Origin of the sequence: Myroides sp. C1519, from assembly GCF_038039755.1 — a bacterium.
Taxonomy (GTDB): domain Bacteria; phylum Bacteroidota; class Bacteroidia; order Flavobacteriales; family Flavobacteriaceae; genus Flavobacterium; species Flavobacterium phaeum_A.
The window spans coordinates 84,915-110,525 of the sequence record NZ_JBBPHM010000003.1 but is presented as its reverse complement, the minus strand read 5'-3'; the positions used below and the strand labels follow the sequence as shown (position 1 = coordinate 110,525).

Sequence of the window (25,611 nt, the reverse complement as noted above, 5' to 3'; positions counted from 1 at the left end):
TATGGAAAATGTAATTGAAATCATCGGTATTGACAGATACATATACTTATCGATCATCTTATTTTGTATCGGAGTATTTGGAATTCTATATAGACGTAACGCAATTGTGATGTTTATGTGTATTGAAATAATGTTGAACTCTGCTAATATGCTATTAGTTGCTTTCTCAACATATCACCAAGATGCACAAGGACAAGTATTCGTATTCTTTACTATGGCAGTAGCGGCAGCGGAAGTTGCAGTAGGACTTGCTATTTTAGTAACGATTTACAGAAATATTGGATCAATTGATATTGATAAATTAAAAAACTTAAAAGGGTAATTCCGCATGGACACAAACGTAATTTTACTTTTATTATTAGTCCCTTTATTAGGGTCTTTAATTAATATTTTCTACGGAAAAAAGTTAGGTAATAGTGCTGGAGTTATAGCAACCTTTGCAGTTTTAATTTCATTCATTGTTACAGTAATAGCTTTTGTACAAGTTAATAGTACGAAAACACCTATTCAAGTAGATTTATTTGAGTGGATCGCAGTAGCTAAATTCAAAATATCTTTTGGATTCTTACTTGATCAACTTTCTCTACTTTGGTTATTATTCGTTACTGGTATTGGTACATTGATACACTGGTATTCAACAAGCTATATGAAAGGTGACGAGAACTATGGTAAGTTCTTTGGATACCTAAACTTATTTATCTTCTTTATGATTGTTTTAGTAGGTGGTAGTAACCTATTAATTACTTTCATTGGATGGGAAGGTGTAGGTTTATGTTCTTACTTACTAATTGGATTCTGGCACAAAAACCAATCGTATAATGATGCAGCTAAAAAAGCTTTTATCATGAACCGTATTGGAGACTTAGGTTTCTTAGTTGGGGTATTTATCTTAGCATTTTTATTCCAATCTTTAGACTATATGACTATCAAAGAAGCTCTTTCTACAGGAACAAATCACCAAATTAATACTTGGATTGGTTTTGCAGCTTTAGCTTTATTCATTGGAGCAGTTGGAAAAAGTGCTCAGTTACCATTATACACATGGTTACCTGATGCAATGGCTGGTCCTACTCCTGTTTCTGCTTTAATACACGCAGCAACAATGGTAACTGCAGGTATTTTCTTAATTACGAGATTAAACTTTGTTTTTGACCTTGCTCCTCAAGTACAAAATATAATTGCAATTATTGGAGCCTTTACTGCTCTTTTTGCTGCAACAATTGGTTTAGTACAAAACGATATCAAAAAAGTATTAGCATATTCTACTGTTTCTCAGTTAGGATTAATGTTTATGGCTATCGGTTTTGGAGCTTATGAAATCGCAGTTTTCCACGTAATAACACACGCTTTCTTTAAAGCTTGTTTATTCTTAGGATCTGGTTCTGTTATACACGCAATGGGTGGAGAACAAGATATGCGTAAAATGGGTGGTTTGAACAAATTTATGAAAGCGACTTATGTTACTTTCTTATTAGCAACACTTGCTATATCAGGTTTCCCATTATTCTCAGGATTCTTCTCAAAAGACGAAATCTTGATGACTGCATTCTTCAATAACCCAACTTTATATGTAATAGGTTCGATTGCATCAATTATGACTGCTTTCTATATGTTCCGTCTATTGTTCTTAACTTTCTTTAAAAACTTTAGAGGTACACAAGAACAAAAGAATCACTTACATGAAAGTCCTGCTTCTATGACTATTCCATTGTGGATTTTAGGAGGTCTATCTGTAATTGGTGGTGTAATTAGTTTACCAGGTAATAGCTGGTTAAACGAATACTTAAAACCAGTTATTGTAAACACGGCTACTAAACATCCTCATGCTTTAGGAACAACTGAATACATTTTAATGGCTGTTGCTACTATTGGATTCTTAATCGGTTTAGGAATTGCATATAGCAAATACATTAAAAACAATGAAGTTCCTCAAGAAGACGAAGAAATTGTTGGGTTCCACAAAGTTCTTTACAACAAATATTACATTGATGAAATCTATCAAAAACTATTTGTAAAGCCTATTTATGTACTTGCAACTTTCTTTAGAGATGTAGTAGAAGTAGCTTTATCTGGAACTATTTTTGGATTAGGAAAAATAGCAGATGGTTTATCGTTACAAGGTAAAAAAGCACAAAATGGTAACATTGGATTGTACTTATTTGCTTTCGTATTCGGAATCTGTTTGATTTTATATTATTTATTCATTGCAAGATAACTTAGAGAGATGAACGTAACTATATTATTATTAACGTTATTAGTTGGTGCCTTTGCAACCTATTTATCAGGAAAACAGGCCGCTGCTAAAGTAGCTTTGTTATTTGGACTTGTTGCTTTTGTAGAAACTTTAGTCTTAATCTGTTTACATAATTCTGGTACAGACACAGGATTTGTAACGCAATGGATGGTAAACCCAAACATTCATTTAGCATTCCGTGCAGATGGATTAGGATTAGCTTTAGTATTACTTACTACAGCACTAACACCATTGATCATCTTAACATCTTTTGGTGATCATATTGAAAAATCAAATGCTTTTTATGCATTAGTAATGTTTATGTCATTTGCAATGACAGGAACATTCTTAGCATCAGATGGTTTCTTATATTATATCTTCTGGGAATTAGCATTATTACCTATTTACTTCATTGCTTTACTTTGGGGTAATGACACATTTGAAGCTCGTAAAAAAGCAATTTTAAAATTCTTTATTTACACATTTGCTGGTTCATTGTTTATGCTTGTAGGTTTTATTTACTTATACCAAAAAGCTGGAAGTTTTATGCTTTTAGACTTGTATAATGTAAACTTAACAGCTAAAGAACAATACTGGATATTCTTGGCTTTCTTCTTAGCTTACGCTATTAAAATTCCTGTTTTTCCTTTCCATACTTGGCAGGCTTCAACTTACGAAAAAGCACCAACAGTTGGTACTATGTTACTTGCTGGTATAATGCTTAAAATGGGATTATACTCAATAATTCGTTGGCAATTGCCTATTACTTCAACTGCAGCAAAAGACTTAATGCCTACAATTTTAGTATTATGTCTTATCGGAGTAGTTTATGGATCAATAGTAGCTTTGAAACAATCAAACATCAAAAGATTCTTTGCTTACTCTTCATTGGCTCACGTTGGACTAATTGCAGCAGGTTCTTATTCATTAACACTTGATGGTTTAAGAGGATCTGTTCTACAAATGATTGCTCACGGTTTCGTAATCGTTGGATTATTCTATGTAGCTGATATCATTTACAAACGTTATGAAACAAGAATGATTGGTGAGATGGGTGGTATCCGTCAACAAGCACCTAAATTTGCTTCATTCTTTATGATTCTAATGTTTGCTTCAATTGGTTTACCAGGTACATTCAGTTTCATTGGAGAATTCAGCTTACTTTATGGTTTATCTCAAGTAAACTTATGGTATGCAATTATAGGGGGAACAACAATTATTTTAGGAGCTTTTTACATGTTGAGAATGTTCCAAAAATCTATGTTAGGTGAAACTAATGCTAAAACATTCTTAGACGTAACTACAAAAGAGTCTATTGTTCTTGGTGTTTTAGTAATAGCGATAATTTTCTTTGGTATTTATCCAAAACCATTATCGGATTTAATCACACCAAGTTTGGTTGAAATAATATCATATATTAAGTAATAAGAAGTCAGTTTAACTGATGTATATAATTCCAAAATATAACAAATGAACACATTAATAGCAATTGGAGTATTAGCGGTCTTAGTACTTGTAGCAGAGATAATCAATTTGCGTAAAATTGTCATTCCTATGACGATTGTTGGTTTATTGGGAATCTTAGTTTACACACTATGTAACATAGATGTGGTTGAAGCATATTATAATAATATGTTTGTTTCTACTAAATTCTCTACCGCATTTTCATCTTTATTTATCGCCCTAACTGTATTTTTAGTTGGGATGAGTAAAGACTTTTATAAAAAAGAATATTCAAAAATAGCAGACTATATTTCTCTGAAACTTTTCTTATTAATGGGAGCCATTTGTATGGTAAGTTTTGGAAATATGGCAATGTTTTTCTTAGGATTAGAAATTCTTTCTATCACTCTTTACATCTTGTGTGGAACAGAGATTAAAAACATTAAAAGTAATGAAGCTGCAATGAAGTACTTCCTTTTAGGTTCGTTCGCTTCTGGTGTTGTGTTATTTGGTATCGCTTTAGTTTATGGAGCAACAGGTTCTTTTGACCTTGTACAAATAACAAAAATAGCATCAACGAGCGCATTACCTATTTGGTATCCATTAGGAGTAATAATGATTATCATTGGTATGTTGTTTAAAGTAGCTGCTGTTCCTTTCCACTTCTGGGCACCAGACGTATATCAAGGAGCACCAAGTTTAACAACTGCAATGATGAGTACTTTAGTTAAAGTAGCTGCTGTAGCAACTTTATACAAATTAAGCTTAGCATTATTTAGTCATATGCCTGATTACTTTACTGGAGTAATTGTAGTAATTGCAATCTTAACTATGACAGTTGGAAATATCATGGCAATCAGACAAGACAATATGAAGCGTCTTTTAGCATACTCTGGTATTTCTCATGCTGGATTTATGATGATGGCTCTAACGGCTCTTGGATCGGCTACATCTAACTTATTCTACTATGCATCAGCTTATGCTATTGCAGGTATCGCAGCGTTCTCTGTTTTAATCATTGTGACTAAAAATAAAGACAACGAGTTAATTTCTAACTTTTATGGATTAGGAAGAAGAAACCCTCTTTTAGCGGTAGTATTATCTATTGGTTTATTATCAATGGGAGGTATTCCAATCTTTGCAGGTTTCTTTGGTAAATTCTTCTTGTTCTCTCAAGCAATTTCTAATGGTTACATTGCATTAGTAATCTTCGGGGTAATCAACTCTTTTATCAGTATTTATTATTACTTAAAAGTGATTATAGCAATGTTCTCTAACTATGAAGAAAACACAGACGAATTAGAAGTTCCTCTTTCTTACAAAGTAATTGGAGTAACAGCTGTTGCAATTAATATTATCATTGGATTATGTCCTTCTTTATTACTTAATTTATTTAATTAAGAAGCACTCCAAATCTTATATAAAAGCTCTACTTAGTTTTAAGTAGAGCTTTTTTTATGCAGTATTATTTCTTCTACATTACAAACAAATTAAGAAACTAATGTTTACAAAACCTTAAACATTACTACGCCTTACAAAAGAAATGTAAAGATTTTTGTATCTTAGTCTATATGGGGAGAATATTCCTCCCCTTAAAAAATTAGACTATGACAGATATCAGTGCAAAACCTTCAGTTGTTTGTTTTGGAGAAGTACTTTGGGACATCTTCCCTACCTATAAAAGAATCGGAGGAGCTCCTCTAAATGTAGCTTTTCATTTACATAAATTCAATATTGATTCACACATCATTACAAAGATTGGTCAAGACGAATTAGGAAGTAAAATTCTTGACAGAATTACAACTGATGGAATACCAACTGCTACTGTACAAGTCGATCCGAATCATCAAACAGGAACTGTCTTTGCAACATTTGACGACAACAATGATGCGTCTTACGAGTTCTTAGATAAAAGTGCTTGGGATTATATAGACTTCAAACAAAGTGACTACGATTTAGTAGCAAAATCAGATGCTTTTGTTTTTGGAACTTTAGCAAGTAGAAAAGAGCATACAAGAAACACACTTCATCAATTATTAGAAGCGGCAAAATACAAAGTCTATGATGTCAATTTTAGACCTCCTCATTATGATTTGGATTTTGTAACAGAACTAATGAAAAAATCCGACTTGTTAAAGATGAATAAGGCTGAATTAAAAGAGATCCTTGAATACATTGGTAAAGTATACACAACAGAAGAAGATGCTGTTAAACATATCCAGGATTACTTTAAATGCAATGAAATTATAGTTTCTAAAGGGAGTAAAGGAGGCATCTACCAAAGCAATGATGTTTTTTATCGCTTTCCAGCAGTTGAAATTGTAATCAAAGATACTGTAGGTAGTGGTGATTCTTTCTTAGCAGGTTTTTTAGCAGAAAAAATTAAGCAAAGTAATGACCTTGAAGTTATTAAAAAAGCATCTTGCTTAGGAGCATACATAACCTCTCACGCAGGGGCTTGTCCTCCATATAAATTAGATGATTTTCACCTTTTCTATGAAGAGAACACATTTCACGATCAAGATATAATACAAGTAAAGCTTTAAAGATTAATCGATTAATGTCATAAAAAAATTAATATTAATATTTGTTATTTAATTTTTTTTTATACTTTAGCATCAACATTCAAAAGAAAATGAATACACAATTCTTAAATACTAATTGGTGGTGGCTTACTCAATCCGACAAAGGGTTTAGTTGGCTATGCTGTGTATTTAAGTAATCTACTCTAAAATAAGTATATTATTCTTATATATAAAAAAGGCTCACTGTTAACCCAGTGGGCCTTTTTTTTTTGCTTTTTTATAACTCAACTTTTATCGTATGAATATCACAACTCATTATCAGAAACTACTGGGAGATACCTATACTCCAGTAGAACTTTATCTAAAATTAAGAGACAAATTTCCAAATAGCCTTCTATTAGAAAGCTCTGACTATAACAGTAAAGAAAACAGCTATTCTTATATCTGTTTAACTCCCATTGCGTCTATTTGTGTAGAAAAGCAATTCACACATATTAACCTAATTGACGTTAGTAAACAATATCCTACTAATTCAATTGATGTGATTCAAGAATTAAACGCTTTTACACAATCTATCAACCTTAAAAAACCTACTGAACTAAACTTTATCAACAACGGTCTATTCGGTTATACTTCATACAACAGTATTCCTTTATTACAAGAAATAACAATTGATTCTAACGATTTTGAATTGCCTTTAATGCAATATGCTTTCTATAAAAATCTAATTGTATTCAATCACTTCAAAAATGAATTATACCTCATCGATCACACTATTGAAGAGGAAGAAAACAACATAGAACAACTTAAAAGTCTTATAAACAACAACGCTATTTCCTCTTTCCCTTTCCAAACAAAAGGAGAAGAAAAAACAATGCTCTCAAACGATGAGTTTCTATCTACAATCAAAAAAGGAAAAGAACATTGTCAAAATGGTGATGTATTTCAATTAGTCTTATCGCGTAAGTTTAACCAAGAATTTCAAGGAGATGAGTTCAATGTGTATAGAACACTTCGATCAATCAACCCCTCTCCTTACCTATTTTTCTTTGACTATGGTGATTTCAAAATATTTGGTTCTTCTCCTGAAGCACAACTTGTCATCAAAGAAAACAAAGCTTACATACATCCAATTGCAGGTACATTTCAACGAAGTGGCGATCCTTTAGATGATAAACATATTGCTGAACAATTATTAAATGACCCTAAAGAATCTGCAGAACACGTAATGCTTGTAGACCTTGCGAGAAATGACCTTAGCAAAAACAGTGAGATTGTCCAAGTAGAAAAATTCAAACAAGTAGAATATTACTCTCACGTAATTCACCTTGTCTCAAAAGTCAGTGGAACTCTCGCTAACAATGCTAATCCCATTCAAATCTTTGCAGATACATTCCCTGCAGGCACACTATCAGGAGCACCTAAACACAAGGCAATGCAACTAATCAATCAATACGAACCTGAAAGTAGAGGTTTCTATGGAGGAGCTGTCGGAATTATTGGATTAGATGGAACGCTAAACCAAGCTATTTTCATTCGCTCTGTATTAAGTCACAATAATCACCTTACCTACCAAGCAGGCTGTGGCATAGTCATACAATCAAATGAAAACTTAGAACTACAAGAAATAGACAATAAACTTAGAGCAGTTAGATCTGCTATCCAACAAGCAGAAAACATATAATTATGAAAATAATAGTTATTGACAATTACGACTCCTTTGTTTATAACATCGTATATGCCCTAAAAGAATTAGGTGCACACCAAGTAGATGTTATTAAAAACGACAAAGTTAACCTTCAAGAACTTGCTAAATATGATAAAATAGTTATCTCTCCTGGTCCGGGAATACCTGTTGATGCTGGTCAAGTAATGAATATTCTAAAAGAATACAGTACTTCCAAAAGCATATTTGGAGTCTGTTTAGGGCACCAAGCCATCGGTGAGTTCTTTAAGCACAATCTAAAACAACTAAATAACCCTTTACACGGCATTCAAGGACAACTACAAATCACACAGGAAGATTACTTGTTAAAAGATATTCCCAACTATACTAAAATTGGTCATTATCACTCTTGGGTTATTGATGAAAAAGACAACTCTGAACTTGATGTTATAGCTTATGATACAAATGGAAACATTATGGCAATCAAGCATAAACATTACGATATAAGAGGTGTACAGTTTCACCCTGAGTCAATCCTAACGGAAAACGGACTACAACTATTAGCTAATTGGATAAAAAATTAAACGATGAAAGAGTTACTTAACAAACTTATACAACATAAAACCCTGACCACAGATGAGGCTAAACAAGTATTACTTGATATGGCAACAGGAGCATATAGCGAACCTCAACTATCTGCTATTCTAACAACCTACTTAATGCGCTCTATTACTTTAGAAGAACTTACGGGGTTTAGAGAAGCAATGTTACAATTAGCAACTAAGGTAAACTTATCTCAATTCAATCCTATGGATGTTTGTGGTACGGGAGGTGATGGAAAAAACACATTCAATATATCTACCCTAACTTCTTTTGTACTTGCAGGAAACAATATTCCTGTTGCTAAACACGGAAATTATGGCGTATCCTCTGTTTCTGGTTCTTCAAGTGTTCTTGAAAACTTAGGTATTCACTTTAGAAAAACAGAAGCAGAATTGCAAAACCAATTAGCAGAAGCTAACATTTGCTTTATTCACGCTCCCTTGTTTCACCCAGCAATGAAGAGAATTGCACCTGTGAGAAAATCACTTGGTGTAAAAACCTTTTTCAATATGCTTGGTCCTCTTACAAATCCGGCAGAACCCAAAGTGCAAATGGTTGGTTTATTCAATCTTGAACTATTGCGTATGTATCAATATTTCTTTCAAAAATCTGACACCCAATATTGCATTATCCACGCTTTAGATGGATATGATGAATGTACACTTACAGACAAATGTAAAATCGTAACAAATACTAAAGAGCAAATAATAGACGCTTCATATTTCAATCAACCTAAAGTCAGTCAAACGGATATCATTGGTGGTAATACCGTAGAAGAATCTGCTTATATCTTTTGGCAAATCCTAAAAGGAAAAGGTACAGAGGCACAAAATAGCGTTGTCCTTGCTAATAGTGCTTTAGCAATTAAAACCTATCATCCATCACTAACTATTGAAGAGGCATATAACCAAGCTGAAGAGTCCCTTTTAGGAGGTAATGCAAAAAAGAAATTTGAAATACTGCGAAACTTATGAAACTGATATTAGAAAAAATAAGACGACATAAAGAACAAGAAGTTGCTTACAAGAAATTAAACCAACCTGTAGAATCCTTACGGACACAGGAACTATACAACAGACATTGTACTTCTTTAAAACAAGCGATAATAGCATCAAAGGGCAAAGGAATTATTGCCGAATTCAAAAGACAATCGCCAAGTAAAGGAAATATACATCCTAATGCAGATGTCACAGCAATTGTCAAAGGTTATACACAAGAAGGAGCTACTGCTTTGTCTGTTCTTTTTGACCAGCAATTTTTTGGTGCTAAAACAGATGATTTTCAGAAAGCAAGAAAGGCAACACACCTTCCTCTTTTACAAAAAGAATTTATTGTTGACGAATATCAACTTGAGGAAGCGAAAGCAATCGGAGCTGATGCCATCTTACTAATTGCAAAACTCCACCCAGTGGACAGAATCGTTCAACTCACAGATTATGCACACAAACTTGGTTTGGAAGTACTATTAGAAACGCATACAGCAGAGGAGGTTCGTTTATACAGCCATACAAACTTTGACTTAATAGGTATAAACAATAGAAACCTAAACACCTTTGACGTTGACATTGAAAACAGCATTCTATTAGCTTCATACTTGCCTACTAATGCGGTAAAAATTGCAGAAAGTGGAATATACTCTGCTAATACCATAAAGGAGTTACAACAAGCAGGTTTTGCAGGATATCTTATAGGAGAATATTTTATGAAAGAACAAAATCCGCCAGAAAGATTAAAACAATTACAAACGGAACTGCTATGAAAATAAAGATTTGCGGAATGAAAACTCCTGAAAATATCCAAGAAATAGTTTCATTAAACCCTGATTTAATAGGATTCATCTTTTATAAAAAATCAAGCAGATACATAGACGAATCTACTTTGCAAAGTAGTATTCAAAAGATACCTGCCCCAATAAAGAAAGTAGGTGTATTTGTCAATGAAAGCAATGATGTGATACAAGCTATAGCACTGCAATATGCTTTAGATATTATCCAATTACACGGAGAGGAGTCAATCGCCCAATGTCAAGCACTACACGAAAAGGGATTTAATATCATAAAAGCATTCCCCATTCAAGACAAAATAGACATAGAAATACTTGAAACATACATCCCCTATTGCTCGGCTTTTTTATTTGACACGAAAACATCACAGTATGGAGGAAGTGGACAAGCGTTTAATTGGAACATTCTGCAAAACTATACATTAGATAAACCTTTCTACCTCAGCGGAGGAATAGGGTTATCTAATATTACACAAGCATTAAAAGTTAAACACCCTGCTTTAATAGGCTTTGATTGCAATAGCCAATTAGAAGATGAAGCAGGACTAAAAAATTACAATCACACAAAACAACTTATAAATAGTATTAGAAATGAACACATTTAACCCTACATCAGATGGCTACTACGGAGAATTTGGAGGTGCCTTCATTCCTGAAATGTTGCACGCCAATGTAGCAGAACTACAAGAAAAATACTTAGATATACTTCAAGATAGCAGCTTCCAACAAGAAATGCAGTCCCTTCTAAAAGACTATGTCGGAAGGCCAACCCCTCTGTTCTATTCTGAAAACTTATCAAAACAATACAAAGCTAAAATCTACCTAAAAAGAGAAGATTTAAACCATACAGGAGCCCATAAAATCAATAACACTATTGGACAAGTATTATTGGCAAAACGCCTAAACAAAAAAAGGATTATCGCAGAAACAGGTGCAGGACAACACGGTGTTGCCACTGCCACTACTTGTGCTTTATTAGGTTTAGAGTGCACTGTATTTATGGGAGCAATAGACATCGAAAGACAAAAGCCAAATGTTGAACGAATGAAGATGCTTGGAGCCACTGTAGTTCCAGCAAATAGTGGTAGCAAAACATTAAAAGATGCTACAAACGAGGCTATCAGAGAATGGATAAACAATCCTACCGATACTCATTATGTAATTGGTTCTGTCGTTGGTCCACACCCTTATCCTGATATGGTAGCAAAATTTCAATCTATTATTAGCAAAGAGATTCAAGAACAACTATTAGAAAAAGAAAACACAGCAAAACCGGATTATGTAATTGCTTGCGTTGGAGGCGGTAGTAATGCTATGGGAGCTTTCTATCATTTTATCGATAACAAGTACACCAAACTAATTGCTGTTGAAGCAGCCGGAAAAGGAACACAAACGGATAAAACAGCCGCTACAATTGCATTAGGCAAAAAAGGTATTATCCACGGTAGTAAAACCTACCTTATACAAACAGAAGACGGTCAGATTATAGAACCTTATTCTATATCAGCCGGATTAGACTACCCTGGTATTGGTCCTGCTCACGCTTATCTTAATGATACTAATAAAATAATTGTAGATAGCATCACTGATGACGAAGCTGTAAAAGCAGCTTTTCATTTAACCAGAACGGATGGAATTATACCTGCTTTAGAATCGGCTCACGCTTTAGCTTACTTAGAAAAACTAACCTTAAAAGAAAACGACATTGTCATTGTCAACTTATCTGGAAGAGGAGATAAAGATATGCTAACCTATCAAAAATACTTTACCAATGAAAAATAGAATTACAACAACTTTCCAACAAAAAAATAAAAATATACTCTCTATCTTTTTTACTGCTGGTTATCCTAACCTAAACGATACACTTACTATTGTTGAAAACTTAGAGAAAGCGGGAGTAGATATGATTGAAATAGGCATTCCTTTTTCGGATCCCCTTGCCGATGGTCCCGTTATACAAGAAAGTAGCGAGAAAGCCCTTACAAACGGTATGAGCCTAACTCTTTTGTTTGACCAGCTAACAACACTTAGAAAAAACACAACCATTCCTATTGTATTAATGGGGTACCTAAACCCTATCCTACAATACGGCGAAGAAAACTTTGTCAAAAAATGTGCTGAAGTCGGTATTGATGGATTCATTATTCCAGATTTACCTCTTGATTATTATAAGCAGTATCTCAAAGCTTACTGCCAACAATACGGCATCTTAAACATTATGTTGATAAATAATGAAACAACAGAAGAACGAATCAAAATGATTGACCAAGAAACAAATGGTTTTATCTATATGGTGTCTTCAAACAGCATAACTGGAGCAAATAAAAACTTAGAAATACAAGCAGACTATTTCCAACGCGTTCAAAACCTACAATTAACCAATCCACGATTAGTTGGTTTCGGAATCCACAATGCTGCAACCTTTCAAACCGTTTGCAAATACAGTCAGGGTGCTATTGTCGGTTCTGCTTTTGTCAAGCATATCGAACACAACGGTATATCACTACCCTCTATACAAGAATTTGTAAACAGCCTAAAACAATAAAAGCGAAAGCCATCTAAAATAGATGGCTTTCGCTTTTTATATATAAATAGTAAACTATATCTCTGTTAAGAGCAACCGCAACTTCCGTTACCACAAGATCCATTCTTGCCTCCCTTATTCTTCCAAAAACTCTTTTTGATAAAATACCCTAAAGCAATAATAACAATTGCATAGGCTATTACTTCTTGGTAGTCCATATTAGTTTATTTTAAAAGTTGATACACTACTAATGCAACAACATACGCAAAAACAGTCATAAACACTACTTGGAATATAGTCCATTTCCAAGACTTTGTCTCTCTTCTGGTAATTGCAACTGTCGAAGCACATTGCATTGCAAATGCATAAAAGAACATCAATGAAAGTCCACTTGCTAAAGTAAACACCTTCTCTCCTGTGTCTGGCCAAACCTCAGCCTCCATACGAGCTTTAATCGTTTCTTCTTCTTCACCACTTGAACCCACATTGTAAATAGTAGCCAATGTTGCCACAAATACCTCACGAGCTACGAATGATGTAATCACTGCAATACCAATTTTCCAATCATATCCCAATGGTTTAATAACAGGTTCAATTGTTTTACCAACAATTCCGATGTATGAATTTTCTAATCTATACCCTGCTACATAATCATCCATTTCTTCAGCTGTTACAACCTCTCCTTTGTATCTTTCAGCAATAATTTCTTCTGCATTTTCAAAATTATTTCCAGGTCCGTGAGCACCTAAAAACCAAATAATAATTGAAAGGAAAAAGATAATCTTACCTGCTCCAACAACGAAAGCTTTAGTCTTTTCATACATTGTAGCAACTACGTTTTTCAATATAGGTGCACGGTAGCTTGGCATTTCAATTACAAAATATGACTTGTGTTTTACGTCAATAAAGTGTTTCAATACCCACGCACCAATCAATGCAGAGAAGAATCCAATTAAATAGAAGAACGTCAACGTTAACGCCTGCATTCCAAATATACCAATACGAGTATCAGGAATAACCAATGAAATCAAGATGATATAAACTGGAATACGAGCAGAACAAGTAGTAAACGGAGTCACTAAAATTGTCAACAAACGCTCTTTTGGATTTTCAATATTACGAGCAGACATAATTGCTGGAATCGCACAAGCATTACCTGAGATTAATGGAACAACTGATTTTCCACTTAATCCAAAAGGACGCATTAAACGGTCCATTAAAAACACTACTCTACTCATATATCCCGTTTCTTCAAGAATCGAGATGAACATAAATAAAATAGCAATTTGAGGAATGAATGGCATAATACCACCAATACCCGGAACGATACCATCTGCTATTAAGTCTGTCAGTTTCCCCGGTGTCATTACCTCGTGTACCCAAGTTGTCAAAGACGCAAATTGATCTTCTATCCAATCCATCGGAATACTTGACCACTCAAATATCGCTTGGAACACCAATAACATAATTGCGAAGAAGATTACATAACCCCAAACGCGGTGCGTTAAAATACGGTCAACCTTACTTCTGATATCTGTTGCCTTAGAAGAGTCCTTTACATAAGTCTCTTTTAAAACATCATTTATAAATTGATAACGTTTAATTGTTTTCTTGTGTTGTAAACGCTTAACCTCATCCTCAGATAATTTAACTCCTTTAGATTCGATTTCATTTTTACCTATTCCTCCAATTGTAACCTCTTGCGAGTAAATCATCCATAATTTATACACAGATAAATTAGAGAACGTAAGTGCTAAACGACCAAAGAACTCAGGATCTACACCTGTAGCGTTCATACAAGGCTTAATAGAAAGCTCCTTGTAGTCTAAAACAGCTTGTTTTATTTCTTGAATACCTAATTTCTTCTTAGCACTTGCTAAAACGATTTTAGTTTTCAACTTTTCTTCTAACTCAGCTACAGCAAGAGTAATCCCTTTCTCTTCCATTCGGTCAGCCATATTCACAACCAATACCGTTGGAATACCTAACTCTTTCACTTGCGTAAATAAAAGTAGATTACGTTTTAAATTCTCGATATCTACAACAACTACAGCAACATCTGGATAATCTTCATTAGTAGGATCGAACAACAAATCTAAAACGATGCGTTCGTCTAATGAGCTGGCATTGATACTATACGTACCTGGTAAATCTACAATTGTAGCATTTGTGTGTTCATCAAGTTTTGACACACCTGTTTTCTTATCAACAGTAATTCCTGGATAATTCCCTATTTTATGATTAAGTCCAGTTAAAGCATTAAATACTGAGGTTTTCCCTACGTTAGGATTACCTATTAGGGCAACTTTAATATTTTTTTTCATCAACTAATGTAATAATATATTGTACTAATTAACCCTCTACTTCTACAAGTATTTCACGAGCTAATTCTTTACGAATAGATAAATGTGTGTCATTTATACACAAATAAATCGGATCTCCCAATGGGGCTACTTCTAACAACACTACTTCATTGCCAGGTAAACATCCCATCTCTAATAATTTCAAAGGAACCTTATGCATATCAAACTCTGCAATTACTCCTCTTTCGTTTCTTTTTAACAAGTCTAAAGTTGTACTCACTTTATTTAGATTTAATTCACATTACAAAGCTAAGTATAAAAAAAGATAATAGTAGCATAAACACAAGATTTCTTATTATTTAAACTTCTATTACCTTTAGTTTTATCTCTTAACAAGGTTATTTTTTACTCTCTTCGTGCTTGTATAACCATTGGATATCTTCCCACAAATCTTGCATATTCTTAGCCTCTTCATCCTTCGTATCTAAGTTCGTTCCATCATAGAATCCTCTAATACGCCCACTTCCATCTACCAATATAAAGTTCTCTGTATGTACCATATCGTACATCTCTTCAGGAGAACCTGTCTTTACTGCTAAGTAAGAATTTCTTGCGATATAATAGATATCTCTCTTATCTCCTGTTACCAGATTCCAAATGTTATCATCTACCCCTTTGTGAAGTGCGTACTCTTTCAACACTGGAACACTATCAATATCTGGAGTTACAGTATGAGAAAGTAACTTAACACCCGGTAAATCTTTAATCTTATCTTGTAACCACACCATATTATCTCCCATAATTGGACAAATAGTAGGACAAGTAGTAAAAAAGAAATCTGCTACATAAATATGCCCTTCATAGTCTTTATTAGAAATAGTATCCCCATTTTGATTTACAAACTTAAATGGCGCTATGCGGTGTTTTTGCTTATTTGCTTGATGTTGAATCAAACTATCTACCATCTCCGGGTTTACCATTGCTGGAGTATAAACAGGTAGTGACTTTCTGTACTTCAATGCATTATAAAACATAATCATTATTCCTGCACACAATAAGAAGAAAAATAAAAAGAAATATCTGTACTTTTTAAAGAACTGTAACATAATTATTTGAGTTTATGCAAACTTACAAATTCACTTCTAAAAAAAGGTTAAAGACTTTATAAATGCTTCATCCTCATTTTGCTTTGTTAAAAATTATATTAACCAAAGATATTTTCTATTTTTGTTAGCATATCATTAAAAACGAAAATAATCTTAATATTATGAACAAAAAGGTATTATTAACTTCTGCCTTTGCTGTTGTTTCTTTAGTTGCTTGTAAAGACGCTAAGAAAACAGCTGACGCAGAAGACACAGTAAACCACGGAATTACATTAGAGTATATGGATACTTTAGTGAAGCCAGGTGATGACTTCTTCCGTTATGTAAACGGAACTTGGTTCGACAAAACAGAAATTCCAGCTGATAGAACTCGTTGGGGAAGCTTTGACGAATTAAGACAGAATACAGATAAAGATGCTTTAGCTATTTTAAAAGAAGCTGGACAAAATAAAAAACTTGATCCTAAATCTGACCAAGCAAAAGCTGTTGCTGTTTTTGAAACTTACTTGGATGCTGAAACAAGAAATAAATTAGGAGTTGATCCACTTAAACCTTACTTAGATAAAATTAATGCTATTGCTACACCTGCTGATGTAACAAAGTTAATTAATGATTTAGCTGACGAAGGTGGATTAGGATTATATTCTATCTACGTTTATGCAGATGCTAAAAACTCTAACGAAAATGCAGTTTATTTAAGCTTAGGTTCTCTTGGTTTACCTGACCGTGATTACTATATCTTAAAAGATAAAGATATGCAAGAAAAACGCGAGCAATATACAGCTCACGTTGCTCGTATGTTAGAAATGGCTGGAGAGTCTAAAGAAGAAGCTACAGCAGATTCTAAAAGAGTACTTGCTATTGAAACTAAAATGGCTGAGCCTCGTTTAACTCGTGTTGAGCGTAGAGATAGTCGTTTAACTTACAATCCAATGACAATTGCTGATTTACAAAAATTAGCTCCTGTTGTAGATTGGAACGCATACATCACAGCAAGTGGATTGAAAAACGTAGATAAAGTAATCGTTTCTCAACCTAAATACATCAAGTCATTAAACGAAATCTTGACTGCTAAGAATATTGCTGATGTGAAAGCTTACTTAAAATGGACATTAGTTAATAGTTCTGCAAGTTTATTATCTACTGATATGGAAACTGCAAACTGGGAATTCTACTCAAAAACACTTGAAGGTGCTAAAGAGCAAAGACCAGTTGAAGAAAGAGCATTAGCTGTTGTTAACAGAACTGTTGGTGAAGCTTTAGGACAATTATATGTTGAGAAGAAATTCCCAGCTGAAGCGAAAGCAAAAGCTCAAGCAATGATCAAAAATGTTTTAACAGCATTTGGTGATCGTATTAAAGCTTTACCTTGGATGGCTGAAGAAACTAAAAAAGGAGCTTTAGAAAAATTAAGCACAACTACAGTTAAGATTGGTTACCCTGACAAATGGGAAGACTACTCTAAAATGGCAATCAAGTCTGTAGCTGACGGAGGTAACTACTTCGAAAACATGAAAAATGCTGAGAAATGGGAAGTTGCTAAAAATATGGCTGACTTCGGAAAACCAGTTGATAAATCTCGTTGGGGAATGGCACCACAAACAGTGAACGCTTATTTCAACCCAATGTATAACGAAATTGTTTTCCCTGCTGCAATCTTACAACCTCCTTTCTATGACTATAAAGCAGATGAGGCAATTAACTACGGTGGTATCGGTGCTGTAATTGGACACGAAATCTCTCATAGTTTTGACGACTCAGGTGCTCGTTATGACAAAGATGGTAACTTAAACAACTGGTGGACTGATACTGATTTAGAGCGTTTCACTAAATTAGGTAATGCTTTAGCAGATCAATACAGTGCTTTAGAACCGCTACCAGGTGTATTTGTTGATGGTAAATTTACTTTAGGTGAAAACATCGGTGACTTAGGTGGTGTTAATGCTGCTTATGACGGATTACAACTTTATTTAAAAGAAAATGGAAACCCTGGATTAATCGATGGATTTACACCAGAACAACGTTTCTTTATTTCTTGGGGTACTATTTGGAGAACTAAGGCTCGTGATGAAGCTATTAAGAACCAAGTAAAAACTGACCCACACGCTCCAGGTCATTACAGAGCTTATGTGCCTTTACAAAATGTTGATGCTTTCTACGAAGCATTCCAAATTAAAGAAGGGGATAAACTTTATATCAAACCAGAAGAGAGAGTTAAAATTTGGTAATTTAACCTATCTATAAATTAAAAACGGCTTCACTATTTGAAGCCGTTTTTTTATGTATATACGTAAAAAAAGTCACCAGACTTTGGTGACTTTTCTATTATTCTTTACTGTATTTTCTTATTTCTTTCGATCGATTGCTACGATCATTGGATCAGTTTTCATCAACCAAGTATAATACTCTTTTGGTCCGTATAATTGATTAATAAACTCTGCTGCCAAATATCTCTTAATCAAGTCTTTTTTACTATCAAGTTTAAAGAATAAATTACTTGCCTCTAAATGCTTTATAAAGGCCTGATACACTTTATCACTATTCTGAACGTAGGCAAAAACCTCAGCCTGTTTCATAGAGGTAAACTTATTTCTGTCTTTATCTATTTCACCAAAAACAAAGTAATTAACAATATTAGACCTCATCAGCATAATTGTATTCTCTTCTCCGTGCCTTTCTGCAATAGGAACAAACAAATCAGGAACTATCCCTCCACCGCCATATACAATCTTACCTTTAAGGGTTTTAAATTGCAAGCTATCCGCTACTTTTATACTATCTGCGGCATAAAGTTCACCATGCTCGTAACGGGATTTAAAATCATTGTTATAACTTTTTATTCCATTGCTATAAGACTTTTGAATAGAGCGCCCAGAAGGTGTGTAATAACGAGCTGTAGTCAATCGGATAGCCGAACCATCTCCTAACATTAACTCGCGTTGAACAAGACCTTTTCCAAAGCTTCTTCTTCCTACAATCACTCCTCTATCGTTATCTTGTATAGCCCCAGCAATAATCTCACTCGCTGAAGCAGAATTCTCATCTATTAAAACATACAAAGGTTTCTCCGTAAAGATGCCGTTACCTCTACTTCTATTAACCGTTTCTTGTCCTCCTTTATTAATTGTCTTTACAACGACAAGTCCTTTATCTAATAAATCATCAAGCATTTTGATTGCCTGATCCATATAACCACCACCATTATCTCTCAGGTCTAAAACTAAACCTGAAATATCTGCAGCAACTAATTTTTCTAATGCTGTCCTAAATTCATTATAAGTTGTACTTGCAAAGCGGTTAATCTTAATATATCCCTTACCGTCTTCCAATTTTATAGCAACATCAACACTTTTAATCGGAATAGGCTGTCTATTCACAACAATATCAAAAGTCTTTCCGGTTGTTTTTCTGTAAATAGACAAAACAACATCCGTATTCTCTGCTCCTCTCAAAACAGCAGCAATCGTATCTGCACTTATATTCTTGCCAAAAAGGGTAGTATCATCAGCCTTAAGAATTCTATCCCCTGCTTTAACTCCAGCTTTCATAGCTGGCCCATTTGCAATTTCCTTAATAACCGCAATACTGTCTTTATAAAAATAATACTGAACTCCAATACCTACAAAACTCCCTTTCATTGACTCTGTAACTGACTGCATATCGTTCTTTGCAATATAGATAGAATGCGGATCAAGTTGTTCTAATATAGTTGATACTGTTTTATCAACGATAGAGTCTGTATTGACATTATCAACATATTCTTGCTCAATAAAATCAAGAAGTCTATTTAATTTCAGTTTATTGTGATTAGTATAAAAACCACTTCTACCCTTTTGAGAGGCAGAAACAACAAACCCTCCTAAGAGAACCCCCAGAGCAAGTGATATTGAAATAATCAGTGGCCAGTAATACTTTTTCATTTTTCTATTTTGATTAATCTAAATCGGGGATATGAACTACTTCCACCCCTGCTTTTTCTAAGAAATTAATTCCCTCTACATCTTTATATCCTTCCATATAAACAACTCTCTTAATTCCTGCTTGATGGATAAGTTTACTACAATCTCTACAAGGAGACATCGTAATATAAAGCGTAGCATCCTGACAACTTTGTGTTGAACTTGCTACTTTTAAAATAGCGTTTGCTTCTGCGTGAAGTACATACCAATGTGTATTATCATTGTCATCTTCACAACAATTTTCAAATCCAGTTGGCGTACCGTTATACCCATCAGAAATAATCATTCTGTCCTTTACAATAATTGCTCCTACTTGCTTTCTTTTACAGTAAGATAGTTGTCCCCACTCACGTGCAATACGCAAATAAGCCTTGTCGTATTTTGTGTTTTTATTTGTATCCATAGAAAGTTGTGCAGTTTTTAAGACTTAAATAGTCAATAAATAACAAAAATAAACATTCCTTTTGTTATTCAAGGGTTTAGTCAAACTTAAAAAAAAGTCAATATAAAGCTTTGTATTCCTTACAACGTCCCCTCTCATTTCCTAAATTTATCATAAGACTATCGTTTAATCAAAAGTTTTTCAGCATAATAGCAAGTATTTTAGTACATTTAATATAAGTTTTACTTCGAAATAAATACTTTGTAAAAACAACTAATCAAAAACTATTAACCCCTAAATTATTTAAAAATGGCATACTCAGATTTATTTGACAGTGGATTTAAAGACAGAAACAAAGGCCATTTTGCTTCGATTGTACGTGTTGCATTAGCAAATGGGCACTTCAGTCCGGAAGAAAAAGCCTTTTTAGACGAGCTTGCACATCGTTTAGAGATATCTGTAGAAGAATATAATAACATATTAGAAGACCCAGAGAAATATCCTGTAAATCCACCTTACTTAGAGACACATCGTATCGAAAGGTTATACGATTTGGCGAGAATGGTTTATGTAAACCACGTATTAGGACCTAAACAAAAAGAGATATTAAAGAAGTTTGCTGTTGCTCTTGGTTTTACACAAAACATCGACTTCTTAGTAGATAAAGCATTATCTCTCTTAGTTTTAAATGTAGATATTGACACATTTATTACAGAAATGCACAATCTAAAAAAGAAATAATATTCTTATTACAATGGATAGTTGAAATAAACTATTAGTGTGATACTAACAAACTCGAAAGAGGAAGCCTTAAAAAAGGTTTCCTCTTTTTTTATTATTAAAGTTTTCAACTTTTTAATTACTTCAAAAAAAATCTTATTACTCGATCGCAAAACAAACTATACTATGTTTTTTAGCACTTTTATAATGAGTGTATGTATACTGTATGTATAGTGTATGTATACCCGTTGTATACTTTCTATGTAAAAGAATACATTCAATATACATAAACTACACAAATTATATACAAGCATACAAATTAGCATACTAATAATTATCAGATAGGATAAACAGAAGTAAGTTTTGAAACACACAAAAAAATCCATAAAAAAAGGAGCTGTTTTACAACAGCTCCTTCTATTTATAAACTAAAAATTCTTATTTCTTCATGAATTCTTCAGCCTTCTCTACCATATTTTTACTTCCACAGAAGAAAGGTACTCTTTGGTGTAATTCAGTTGGTTCAACCTCCATAATACGTTGGTAACCATCTGATGCTCTACCTCCTGCTTGCTCAACAATAAAAGCAATAGGATTACATTCATACAACAATCTCAATTTACCTTTTGGCGCTTTAGTACTTGTTGGATAAATATAGATACCTCCTTTTAAAATATTTCTGTGAATATCAGACACTAAACTTCCGATATATCTTGAAGTATATGGACGATCTTGTTCTTCAGCTTGACAGTATTTTAAGTAATCTTTTACTCCTTGAGGAAAGTGTACGTAGTTACCTTCATTGATTGAGTAAATATGTCCATCTTCATTGATTTTCATATTTGGGTGAGATAAGAAGAAAGTTCCAATAGCTGGATTTAATGTAAATCCGTGAACTCCATTCCCTGTTGTATAAACTAACATTGTAGAAGACCCATAAACGATATAACCTGCAGCAACTTGATTCTCTCCTTTTTGTAAGAAGTCTTCTTTAGTTACTGGTGTTCCAATTGGCGTAACACGTCTGTAAATAGAGAAAATAGTTCCCACTGATACATTCACGTCAATATTAGAAGATCCATCTAAAGGATCCATAAGAACAACATATTTATTGTCATTACTTCCATTTCTACCGTGGATTGATATAAAATCATCCTCTTCTTCTGAAGCAATACCACAAACAATCTCTCTATTGATTAATGTTTGAATAAATACTTCATTGGCAAAAACATCTAATTTTTGTTGTTGCTCGCCTTGAACGTTTTGTTTTCCAAAAGCTCCTACGATATCAACTAACCCTGCTTGGTTCACTTGGTGACTTACGACTTTAGCAGCAAGTCTAAGAGAATTGATTAATCTTGATAACTCACCAGAAGAATATTTAAAATCTTCCTGTTTTTCAATAATAAACTCTCCTAAAGTCTGGTTTCTTTCTGTTGTCATTTTTAAAAATGATTCTTAAGTTGTGTATTTTACACTGCAAATATCGTTAATTTTGTCATTGTATCTATGATATTAACCATTAAATCAACAACGCGTATGAATATTAGACCGGCAAAAACTGACGATATGTACGATGTGCTTCAATTAATTAAGGAGTTAGCGACTTTTGAAAGGGAGCCCGAAGCTGTAGAAATTACAGTTGAGGATTTAATCAGAGATGGGTTTTCCCAAAACCCTCTTTTTAATGTAATAGTTGCAGAACACGACCAAAAAATAATTGGAATGGCCTTGTATTACAACCGCTATTCTACGTGGAAAGGGAAAACAATTCACTTAGAAGATCTAATTGTTACTGACACGATGAGAGGTACAGGAGCAGGATATGCTTTGTATGCTGAAATTATGAATATAGCAAAAAGAGAAGGTGTAAAAAGAGTAGAATGGGTAGTGCTAAACTGGAATGAGGCTGCTATTAATTTCTACAAAAAATCAGGGGCAACTGTATTAGAAGATTGGTATACTGTTCAAATGGATTATAACGGAATAGAAAAATTTAGTAGTTCTAAATTATGAGAATATTTAAATTTGGTGGTGCCTCTGTTAGAGACGCAGAAAATGTAAGAAACGTTTGCAAAGTATTGCGAACTGTTGGTTATGAAAATAGCCTTATCGTAGCATCTGCTATGGGCAAAACGACAAATGCCTTAGAGGTTGTCGTACATAATTACTTCCAAAACAGATTTGATTTAGCTGAATCTCTGGATGTCGTAAAAAATTACCACTACCCGATTGTTAATGATTTATTTCCTAACAAAGAGCACGTGATTTATACTAAATTGGAAGAGCTTTTTGAAAATATCACTTACTTTTTACTAAATAACAAATCGCCAAATTACAATTTTGTTTATGACCAAATTGTAAGTTTTGGGGAAGTGATTTCTACAACTATCCTTCATTACTACTTACAAGAAGAACAAATAGTAAACCATTGGATTGATGCCAGAAACTTAGTAAAAACAGATACTGTTTATCGCGATGCTAATGTACATTGGGATATTACTATCGAAAATATTAAAAGAAGTATTAATACCAGTAACTTATATATTACGCAAGGTTTTATTGGGTCTGATTATAACGGATTCTCTACTACTTTAGGACGTGAAGGCTCAGATTATTCTGCAGCTATATTTGCGTATGCTTTAGATGCTACAAGTGTTACGATATGGAAAGATGTACCTGGTGTTTTAAATGCTGATCCGAGATATTTTACTGAAACAACTTTATTAGAACACATCTCTTATCAAGAGGCTATTGAACTTGCGTTTTATGGTGCATCCGTTATCCATCCAAAAACACTGCAACCTCTTAGACAAAAAGAGATTCCGCTTTACGTAAAGTCTTTCCTTAATCCGTTATTAGAAGGAACTAATGTTTCTAAAGGTGCGGCACTAACTCCTAATGTTCCTTGCTTTATTGTAAAGAAAAATCAACTTTTGATTTCATTATCTTCTAAAGATTTCTCTTTCATTATGGAACAAAACATTAGTGATATCTTCAAATTGTTTTGTGAGTACAATATCAAAGTAAATGTGATTCAAAACTCTGCGATTAGCTTTTCTGTTTGTGTAGAGGATAAATTCAACCACTTTGAGGACTTGAGATTGGTATTAAGCGACAAGTTCAAAGTGAGCTATAATGAAAATGTTTCTTTGTACACCATTAGACATTTTGACGACTTATCTGCTCAGAAAGTATTAGGCGATAAAACATTGCTATTAAAACAAGTAAATAGAGAAACAATGCAAATTGTAACGAAAGAATAATTGAAAAGGGATACTCTATAGTATCCCTTTTTTTATTTCTTTTCTCGTGATGTGCGTTGTTTATATGTAGTTTCTTTTCGTTGTAATAAGTCATTATCTGTTTTGGTTTCACTCTTTTCAACCACTTCTCCACTCCAAGTACCTGCTCCTGTTTTTACCCATTTTATTTCTTTGCCAACAACTCCTTTTATATAACCCCAAATACCTAATGTCAACATTAAAACGAAGAAACCGACAACTAAATTCACCCATATAGGTTTTTCTTCTCCATCAAATAAAACGTAAATCAATAACCCGTCAAATAACACCATTAACACAGGAACAAGTATATTTAAACCTACATAAGCCGCTATTTTTTTATAGCGCTTCATAGAATGTCCCATGGCATAAATCGTTACTCCAACGAATATAAAGATGATTATGGAAAAGAATAAGGTTACACCTAAAGACATTGCAATTATTCCAAGAGAAAGGATAGCAATATCAGAACGAGCTGCATCAAAATACACTGTTACCTTGCTTCCTATAGTAGGTCTTGAACTACTGGAATAATTTAAGGTTTTCTCCATTAACTGACCTTCTTCTGTTGTGAATCGAATGATTGGTGTGTACATAGTAGATGCTCTCCCGCTTTCAGAATCATAACTTTCATAAGAGGTGTAATCGTAATAAACAGCTTCGTATTTATCTCCTTTTGTAAATGTTCTTGTTTTATCATAAATAGTATCTCCTAATACTAATAACCCGGTTAAAGCAAATGTTGTAATACATCCAACGACTAAAAAAACATAACCAAAACCAATACAACCAAGAGATGTCCCCTTACTTTGTTTTAATCGCTTACCTATTCGGAAAGTCAGCCACAAACAATATAAAAAACCCAATATTACCGCATATTGATATGCTGATAATGACAAAATAGAAAGTATGTACATATTGCTAAATATAAGCAATGCATTTCTACTTTGTATGATTTAGTTTCCAATACGTACTTAGTTTAGATAAATTATTTAGTTCCCTACTACTTAAATATCAATTAATTATAGGTATTCGAGTAAGTAACTATTTTCATTTAGTAAAAGAGATTCTAAAATATTG

At 33.5% G+C, this 25,611-nt stretch carries 24 protein-coding genes; 16 read left to right on the top strand and 8 right to left on the bottom strand.

All coding sequences use genetic code 11. From position 1 onward, the window contains the following. Window position 1: 1 nt before the first annotated feature. The 12 genes from nuoK (at window position 2) to trpA (ending at window position 12,798) form a co-directional block, all read left to right on the top strand. Window positions 2–322: an NADH-quinone oxidoreductase subunit NuoK gene (gene nuoK, locus AABL81_RS03155; RefSeq protein ID WP_006257701.1), complete on the top strand. Its 321-nt coding sequence runs from the start codon at window positions 2–4 to the stop codon at window positions 320–322. Window positions 323–328: 6 nt separating this feature from the next. Continuing rightward, window positions 329–2,215, top strand: coding sequence for an NADH-quinone oxidoreductase subunit L (nuoL, locus tag AABL81_RS03150; protein ID WP_090407927.1), 1,887 nt, complete (start codon window positions 329–331; stop codon window positions 2,213–2,215). 9 nt (window positions 2,216–2,224) lie between these two features. Further along, on the top strand, window positions 2,225–3,658 hold the full coding sequence (locus AABL81_RS03145; RefSeq protein ID WP_158209630.1) for a complex I subunit 4 family protein: 1,434 nt from the start codon (window positions 2,225–2,227) through the stop codon (window positions 3,656–3,658). 45 nt (window positions 3,659–3,703) lie between these two features. Next, window positions 3,704–5,077, top strand: a complete 1,374-nt coding sequence (locus AABL81_RS03140) for an NADH-quinone oxidoreductase subunit N (protein WP_341340335.1) — start codon at window positions 3,704–3,706, stop codon at window positions 5,075–5,077. 206 nt (window positions 5,078–5,283) lie between these two features. Then, window positions 5,284–6,222: a carbohydrate kinase family protein gene (locus AABL81_RS03135; protein ID WP_158209632.1), complete on the top strand. Its 939-nt coding sequence runs from the start codon at window positions 5,284–5,286 to the stop codon at window positions 6,220–6,222. Between the two features lie 277 nt (window positions 6,223–6,499). Continuing rightward, entirely contained in the window at window positions 6,500–7,885 is a 1,386-nt protein-coding gene (locus tag AABL81_RS03130; RefSeq protein ID WP_341340334.1) for an anthranilate synthase component I family protein, read from the top strand. A 2-nt stretch (window positions 7,886–7,887) separates the two neighbouring features. Further along, the gene (locus tag AABL81_RS03125; RefSeq protein ID WP_341340333.1) at window positions 7,888–8,451 is read left to right on the top strand and encodes an anthranilate synthase component II; all 564 of its coding nucleotides are present in this window, start codon (window positions 7,888–7,890) and stop codon (window positions 8,449–8,451) included. Window positions 8,452–8,454: 3 nt separating this feature from the next. Then, window positions 8,455–9,444, top strand: a complete 990-nt coding sequence (trpD, locus tag AABL81_RS03120) for an anthranilate phosphoribosyltransferase (RefSeq protein ID WP_158209635.1) — start codon at window positions 8,455–8,457, stop codon at window positions 9,442–9,444. Continuing rightward, window positions 9,441–10,229, top strand: a complete 789-nt coding sequence (trpC, locus tag AABL81_RS03115; protein WP_341340332.1) for an indole-3-glycerol phosphate synthase TrpC — start codon at window positions 9,441–9,443, stop codon at window positions 10,227–10,229. The genes trpD and trpC overlap by 4 nt, the downstream gene beginning before the upstream one ends. Then, window positions 10,226–10,858, top strand: coding sequence for a phosphoribosylanthranilate isomerase (locus AABL81_RS03110; RefSeq protein WP_341340331.1), 633 nt, complete (start codon window positions 10,226–10,228; stop codon window positions 10,856–10,858). Before trpC ends, AABL81_RS03110 begins: the two co-directional genes overlap by 4 nt. After that, the gene (gene trpB / locus AABL81_RS03105; protein WP_341340330.1) at window positions 10,845–12,035 is read left to right on the top strand and encodes a tryptophan synthase subunit beta; all 1,191 of its coding nucleotides are present in this window, start codon (window positions 10,845–10,847) and stop codon (window positions 12,033–12,035) included. Before AABL81_RS03110 ends, trpB begins: the two co-directional genes overlap by 14 nt. Then, a complete protein-coding gene (gene trpA / locus AABL81_RS03100) occupies window positions 12,025–12,798 on the top strand; it encodes a tryptophan synthase subunit alpha (RefSeq protein WP_341340329.1) in 774 nt (257 codons plus the stop codon). The genes trpB and trpA overlap by 11 nt, the downstream gene beginning before the upstream one ends. Window positions 12,799–12,863: 65 nt before the next feature. On the opposite strand, the gene AABL81_RS03095 is transcribed toward trpA, so the two are convergent. From AABL81_RS03095 to AABL81_RS03080, 4 genes are all read right to left on the bottom strand, one after another. Next, window positions 12,864–12,995 carry a FeoB-associated Cys-rich membrane protein gene (locus tag AABL81_RS03095; protein WP_090407961.1) on the bottom strand — a complete coding sequence of 44 codons (132 nt, stop codon included), beginning with the start codon at window positions 12,993–12,995 and terminating at the stop codon, window positions 12,864–12,866. A gap of 6 nt (window positions 12,996–13,001) precedes the next feature. Further along, a complete protein-coding gene (feoB, locus tag AABL81_RS03090; RefSeq protein WP_341340328.1) occupies window positions 13,002–15,101 on the bottom strand; it encodes a ferrous iron transport protein B in 2,100 nt (699 codons plus the stop codon). A 28-nt stretch (window positions 15,102–15,129) separates the two neighbouring features. Next, window positions 15,130–15,360 (bottom strand): FeoA family protein, encoded by a 231-nt coding sequence (locus AABL81_RS03085; protein ID WP_090407970.1) that lies wholly within the window; start codon window positions 15,358–15,360, stop codon window positions 15,130–15,132. A 118-nt stretch (window positions 15,361–15,478) separates the two neighbouring features. Beyond that, window positions 15,479–16,186 carry an SCO family protein gene (locus AABL81_RS03080; RefSeq protein WP_158209641.1) on the bottom strand — a complete coding sequence of 236 codons (708 nt, stop codon included), beginning with the start codon at window positions 16,184–16,186 and terminating at the stop codon, window positions 15,479–15,481. Window positions 16,187–16,347: 161 nt separating this feature from the next. Here AABL81_RS03080 and AABL81_RS03075 point away from each other — a divergent pair, with 161 nt between their 5' ends. Next, complete coding sequence (locus tag AABL81_RS03075; RefSeq protein ID WP_158209642.1) at window positions 16,348–18,414, top strand: M13 family metallopeptidase; 2,067 nt, start codon at window positions 16,348–16,350, stop codon at window positions 18,412–18,414. Window positions 18,415–18,531: 117 nt separating this feature from the next. Here the strand turns inward: AABL81_RS03075 and AABL81_RS03070 are convergent, their stop codons facing one another. Together AABL81_RS03070 and AABL81_RS03065 are read right to left on the bottom strand one after the other, a co-directional pair. After that, window positions 18,532–20,106: a S41 family peptidase gene (locus tag AABL81_RS03070; protein ID WP_341340327.1), complete on the bottom strand. Its 1,575-nt coding sequence runs from the start codon at window positions 20,104–20,106 to the stop codon at window positions 18,532–18,534. Window positions 20,107–20,119: 13 nt separating this feature from the next. Next, entirely contained in the window at window positions 20,120–20,548 is a 429-nt protein-coding gene (locus tag AABL81_RS03065) for a deoxycytidylate deaminase (RefSeq protein ID WP_158209644.1), read from the bottom strand. A 288-nt stretch (window positions 20,549–20,836) separates the two neighbouring features. On the opposite strand from AABL81_RS03065, the gene AABL81_RS03060 reads away from it, so the two are divergent. Then, on the top strand, window positions 20,837–21,268 hold the full coding sequence (locus tag AABL81_RS03060) for a TerB family tellurite resistance protein (protein WP_341340326.1): 432 nt from the start codon (window positions 20,837–20,839) through the stop codon (window positions 21,266–21,268). 417 nt (window positions 21,269–21,685) lie between these two features. Here AABL81_RS03060 and fbp read toward each other — a convergent pair whose 3' ends face one another. After that, window positions 21,686–22,690, bottom strand: coding sequence for a class 1 fructose-bisphosphatase (fbp, locus tag AABL81_RS03055; protein ID WP_158209646.1), 1,005 nt, complete (start codon window positions 22,688–22,690; stop codon window positions 21,686–21,688). Between the two features lie 96 nt (window positions 22,691–22,786). On the opposite strand from fbp, the gene AABL81_RS03050 reads away from it, so the two are divergent. Beyond that, entirely contained in the window at window positions 22,787–23,263 is a 477-nt protein-coding gene (locus AABL81_RS03050; protein WP_341340325.1) for a GNAT family N-acetyltransferase, read from the top strand. Then, complete coding sequence (locus AABL81_RS03045; protein WP_090407991.1) at window positions 23,260–24,513, top strand: aspartate kinase; 1,254 nt, start codon at window positions 23,260–23,262, stop codon at window positions 24,511–24,513. Before AABL81_RS03050 ends, AABL81_RS03045 begins: the two co-directional genes overlap by 4 nt. Window positions 24,514–24,545: 32 nt before the next feature. On the opposite strand, the gene AABL81_RS03040 is transcribed toward AABL81_RS03045, so the two are convergent. Beyond that, complete coding sequence (locus AABL81_RS03040; RefSeq protein ID WP_341340324.1) at window positions 24,546–25,430, bottom strand: DUF3592 domain-containing protein; 885 nt, start codon at window positions 25,428–25,430, stop codon at window positions 24,546–24,548. Between the last annotated feature and the right edge of the window lie 181 nt (window positions 25,431–25,611).

Coding starts and splice junctions, on each gene's coding strand:
- AABL81_RS03130 (WP_341340334.1), top strand. CDS start 6,500: ATGAATATCACAACTCATTATCAGAAACTACTGGGAGATACCTATACT.
- AABL81_RS03145 (WP_158209630.1), top strand. CDS start 2,225: ATGAACGTAACTATATTATTATTAACGTTATTAGTTGGTGCCTTTGCA.
- trpC (WP_341340332.1), top strand. CDS start 9,441: ATGAAACTGATATTAGAAAAAATAAGACGACATAAAGAACAAGAAGTT.
- AABL81_RS03050 (WP_341340325.1), top strand. CDS start 22,787: ATGAATATTAGACCGGCAAAAACTGACGATATGTACGATGTGCTTCAA.
- nuoK (WP_006257701.1), top strand. CDS start 2: ATGGAAAATGTAATTGAAATCATCGGTATTGACAGATACATATACTTA.
- AABL81_RS03045 (WP_090407991.1), top strand. CDS start 23,260: ATGAGAATATTTAAATTTGGTGGTGCCTCTGTTAGAGACGCAGAAAAT.
- AABL81_RS03125 (WP_341340333.1), top strand. CDS start 7,888: ATGAAAATAATAGTTATTGACAATTACGACTCCTTTGTTTATAACATC.
- feoB (WP_341340328.1), bottom strand. CDS start 15,101: ATGAAAAAAAATATTAAAGTTGCCCTAATAGGTAATCCTAACGTAGGG.
- AABL81_RS03110 (WP_341340331.1), top strand. CDS start 10,226: ATGAAAATAAAGATTTGCGGAATGAAAACTCCTGAAAATATCCAAGAA.
- AABL81_RS03095 (WP_090407961.1), bottom strand. CDS start 12,995: ATGGACTACCAAGAAGTAATAGCCTATGCAATTGTTATTATTGCTTTA.
- AABL81_RS03135 (WP_158209632.1), top strand. CDS start 5,284: ATGACAGATATCAGTGCAAAACCTTCAGTTGTTTGTTTTGGAGAAGTA.
- trpA (WP_341340329.1), top strand. CDS start 12,025: ATGAAAAATAGAATTACAACAACTTTCCAACAAAAAAATAAAAATATA.
- fbp (WP_158209646.1), bottom strand. CDS start 22,690: ATGACAACAGAAAGAAACCAGACTTTAGGAGAGTTTATTATTGAAAAA.
- AABL81_RS03060 (WP_341340326.1), top strand. CDS start 20,837: ATGGCATACTCAGATTTATTTGACAGTGGATTTAAAGACAGAAACAAA.
- trpB (WP_341340330.1), top strand. CDS start 10,845: ATGAACACATTTAACCCTACATCAGATGGCTACTACGGAGAATTTGGA.
- AABL81_RS03070 (WP_341340327.1), bottom strand. CDS start 20,106: ATGAAAAAGTATTACTGGCCACTGATTATTTCAATATCACTTGCTCTG.
- nuoL (WP_090407927.1), top strand. CDS start 329: ATGGACACAAACGTAATTTTACTTTTATTATTAGTCCCTTTATTAGGG.
- trpD (WP_158209635.1), top strand. CDS start 8,455: ATGAAAGAGTTACTTAACAAACTTATACAACATAAAACCCTGACCACA.
- AABL81_RS03080 (WP_158209641.1), bottom strand. CDS start 16,186: ATGTTACAGTTCTTTAAAAAGTACAGATATTTCTTTTTATTTTTCTTC.
- AABL81_RS03140 (WP_341340335.1), top strand. CDS start 3,704: ATGAACACATTAATAGCAATTGGAGTATTAGCGGTCTTAGTACTTGTA.
- AABL81_RS03075 (WP_158209642.1), top strand. CDS start 16,348: ATGAACAAAAAGGTATTATTAACTTCTGCCTTTGCTGTTGTTTCTTTA.
- AABL81_RS03065 (WP_158209644.1), bottom strand. CDS start 20,548: ATGGATACAAATAAAAACACAAAATACGACAAGGCTTATTTGCGTATT.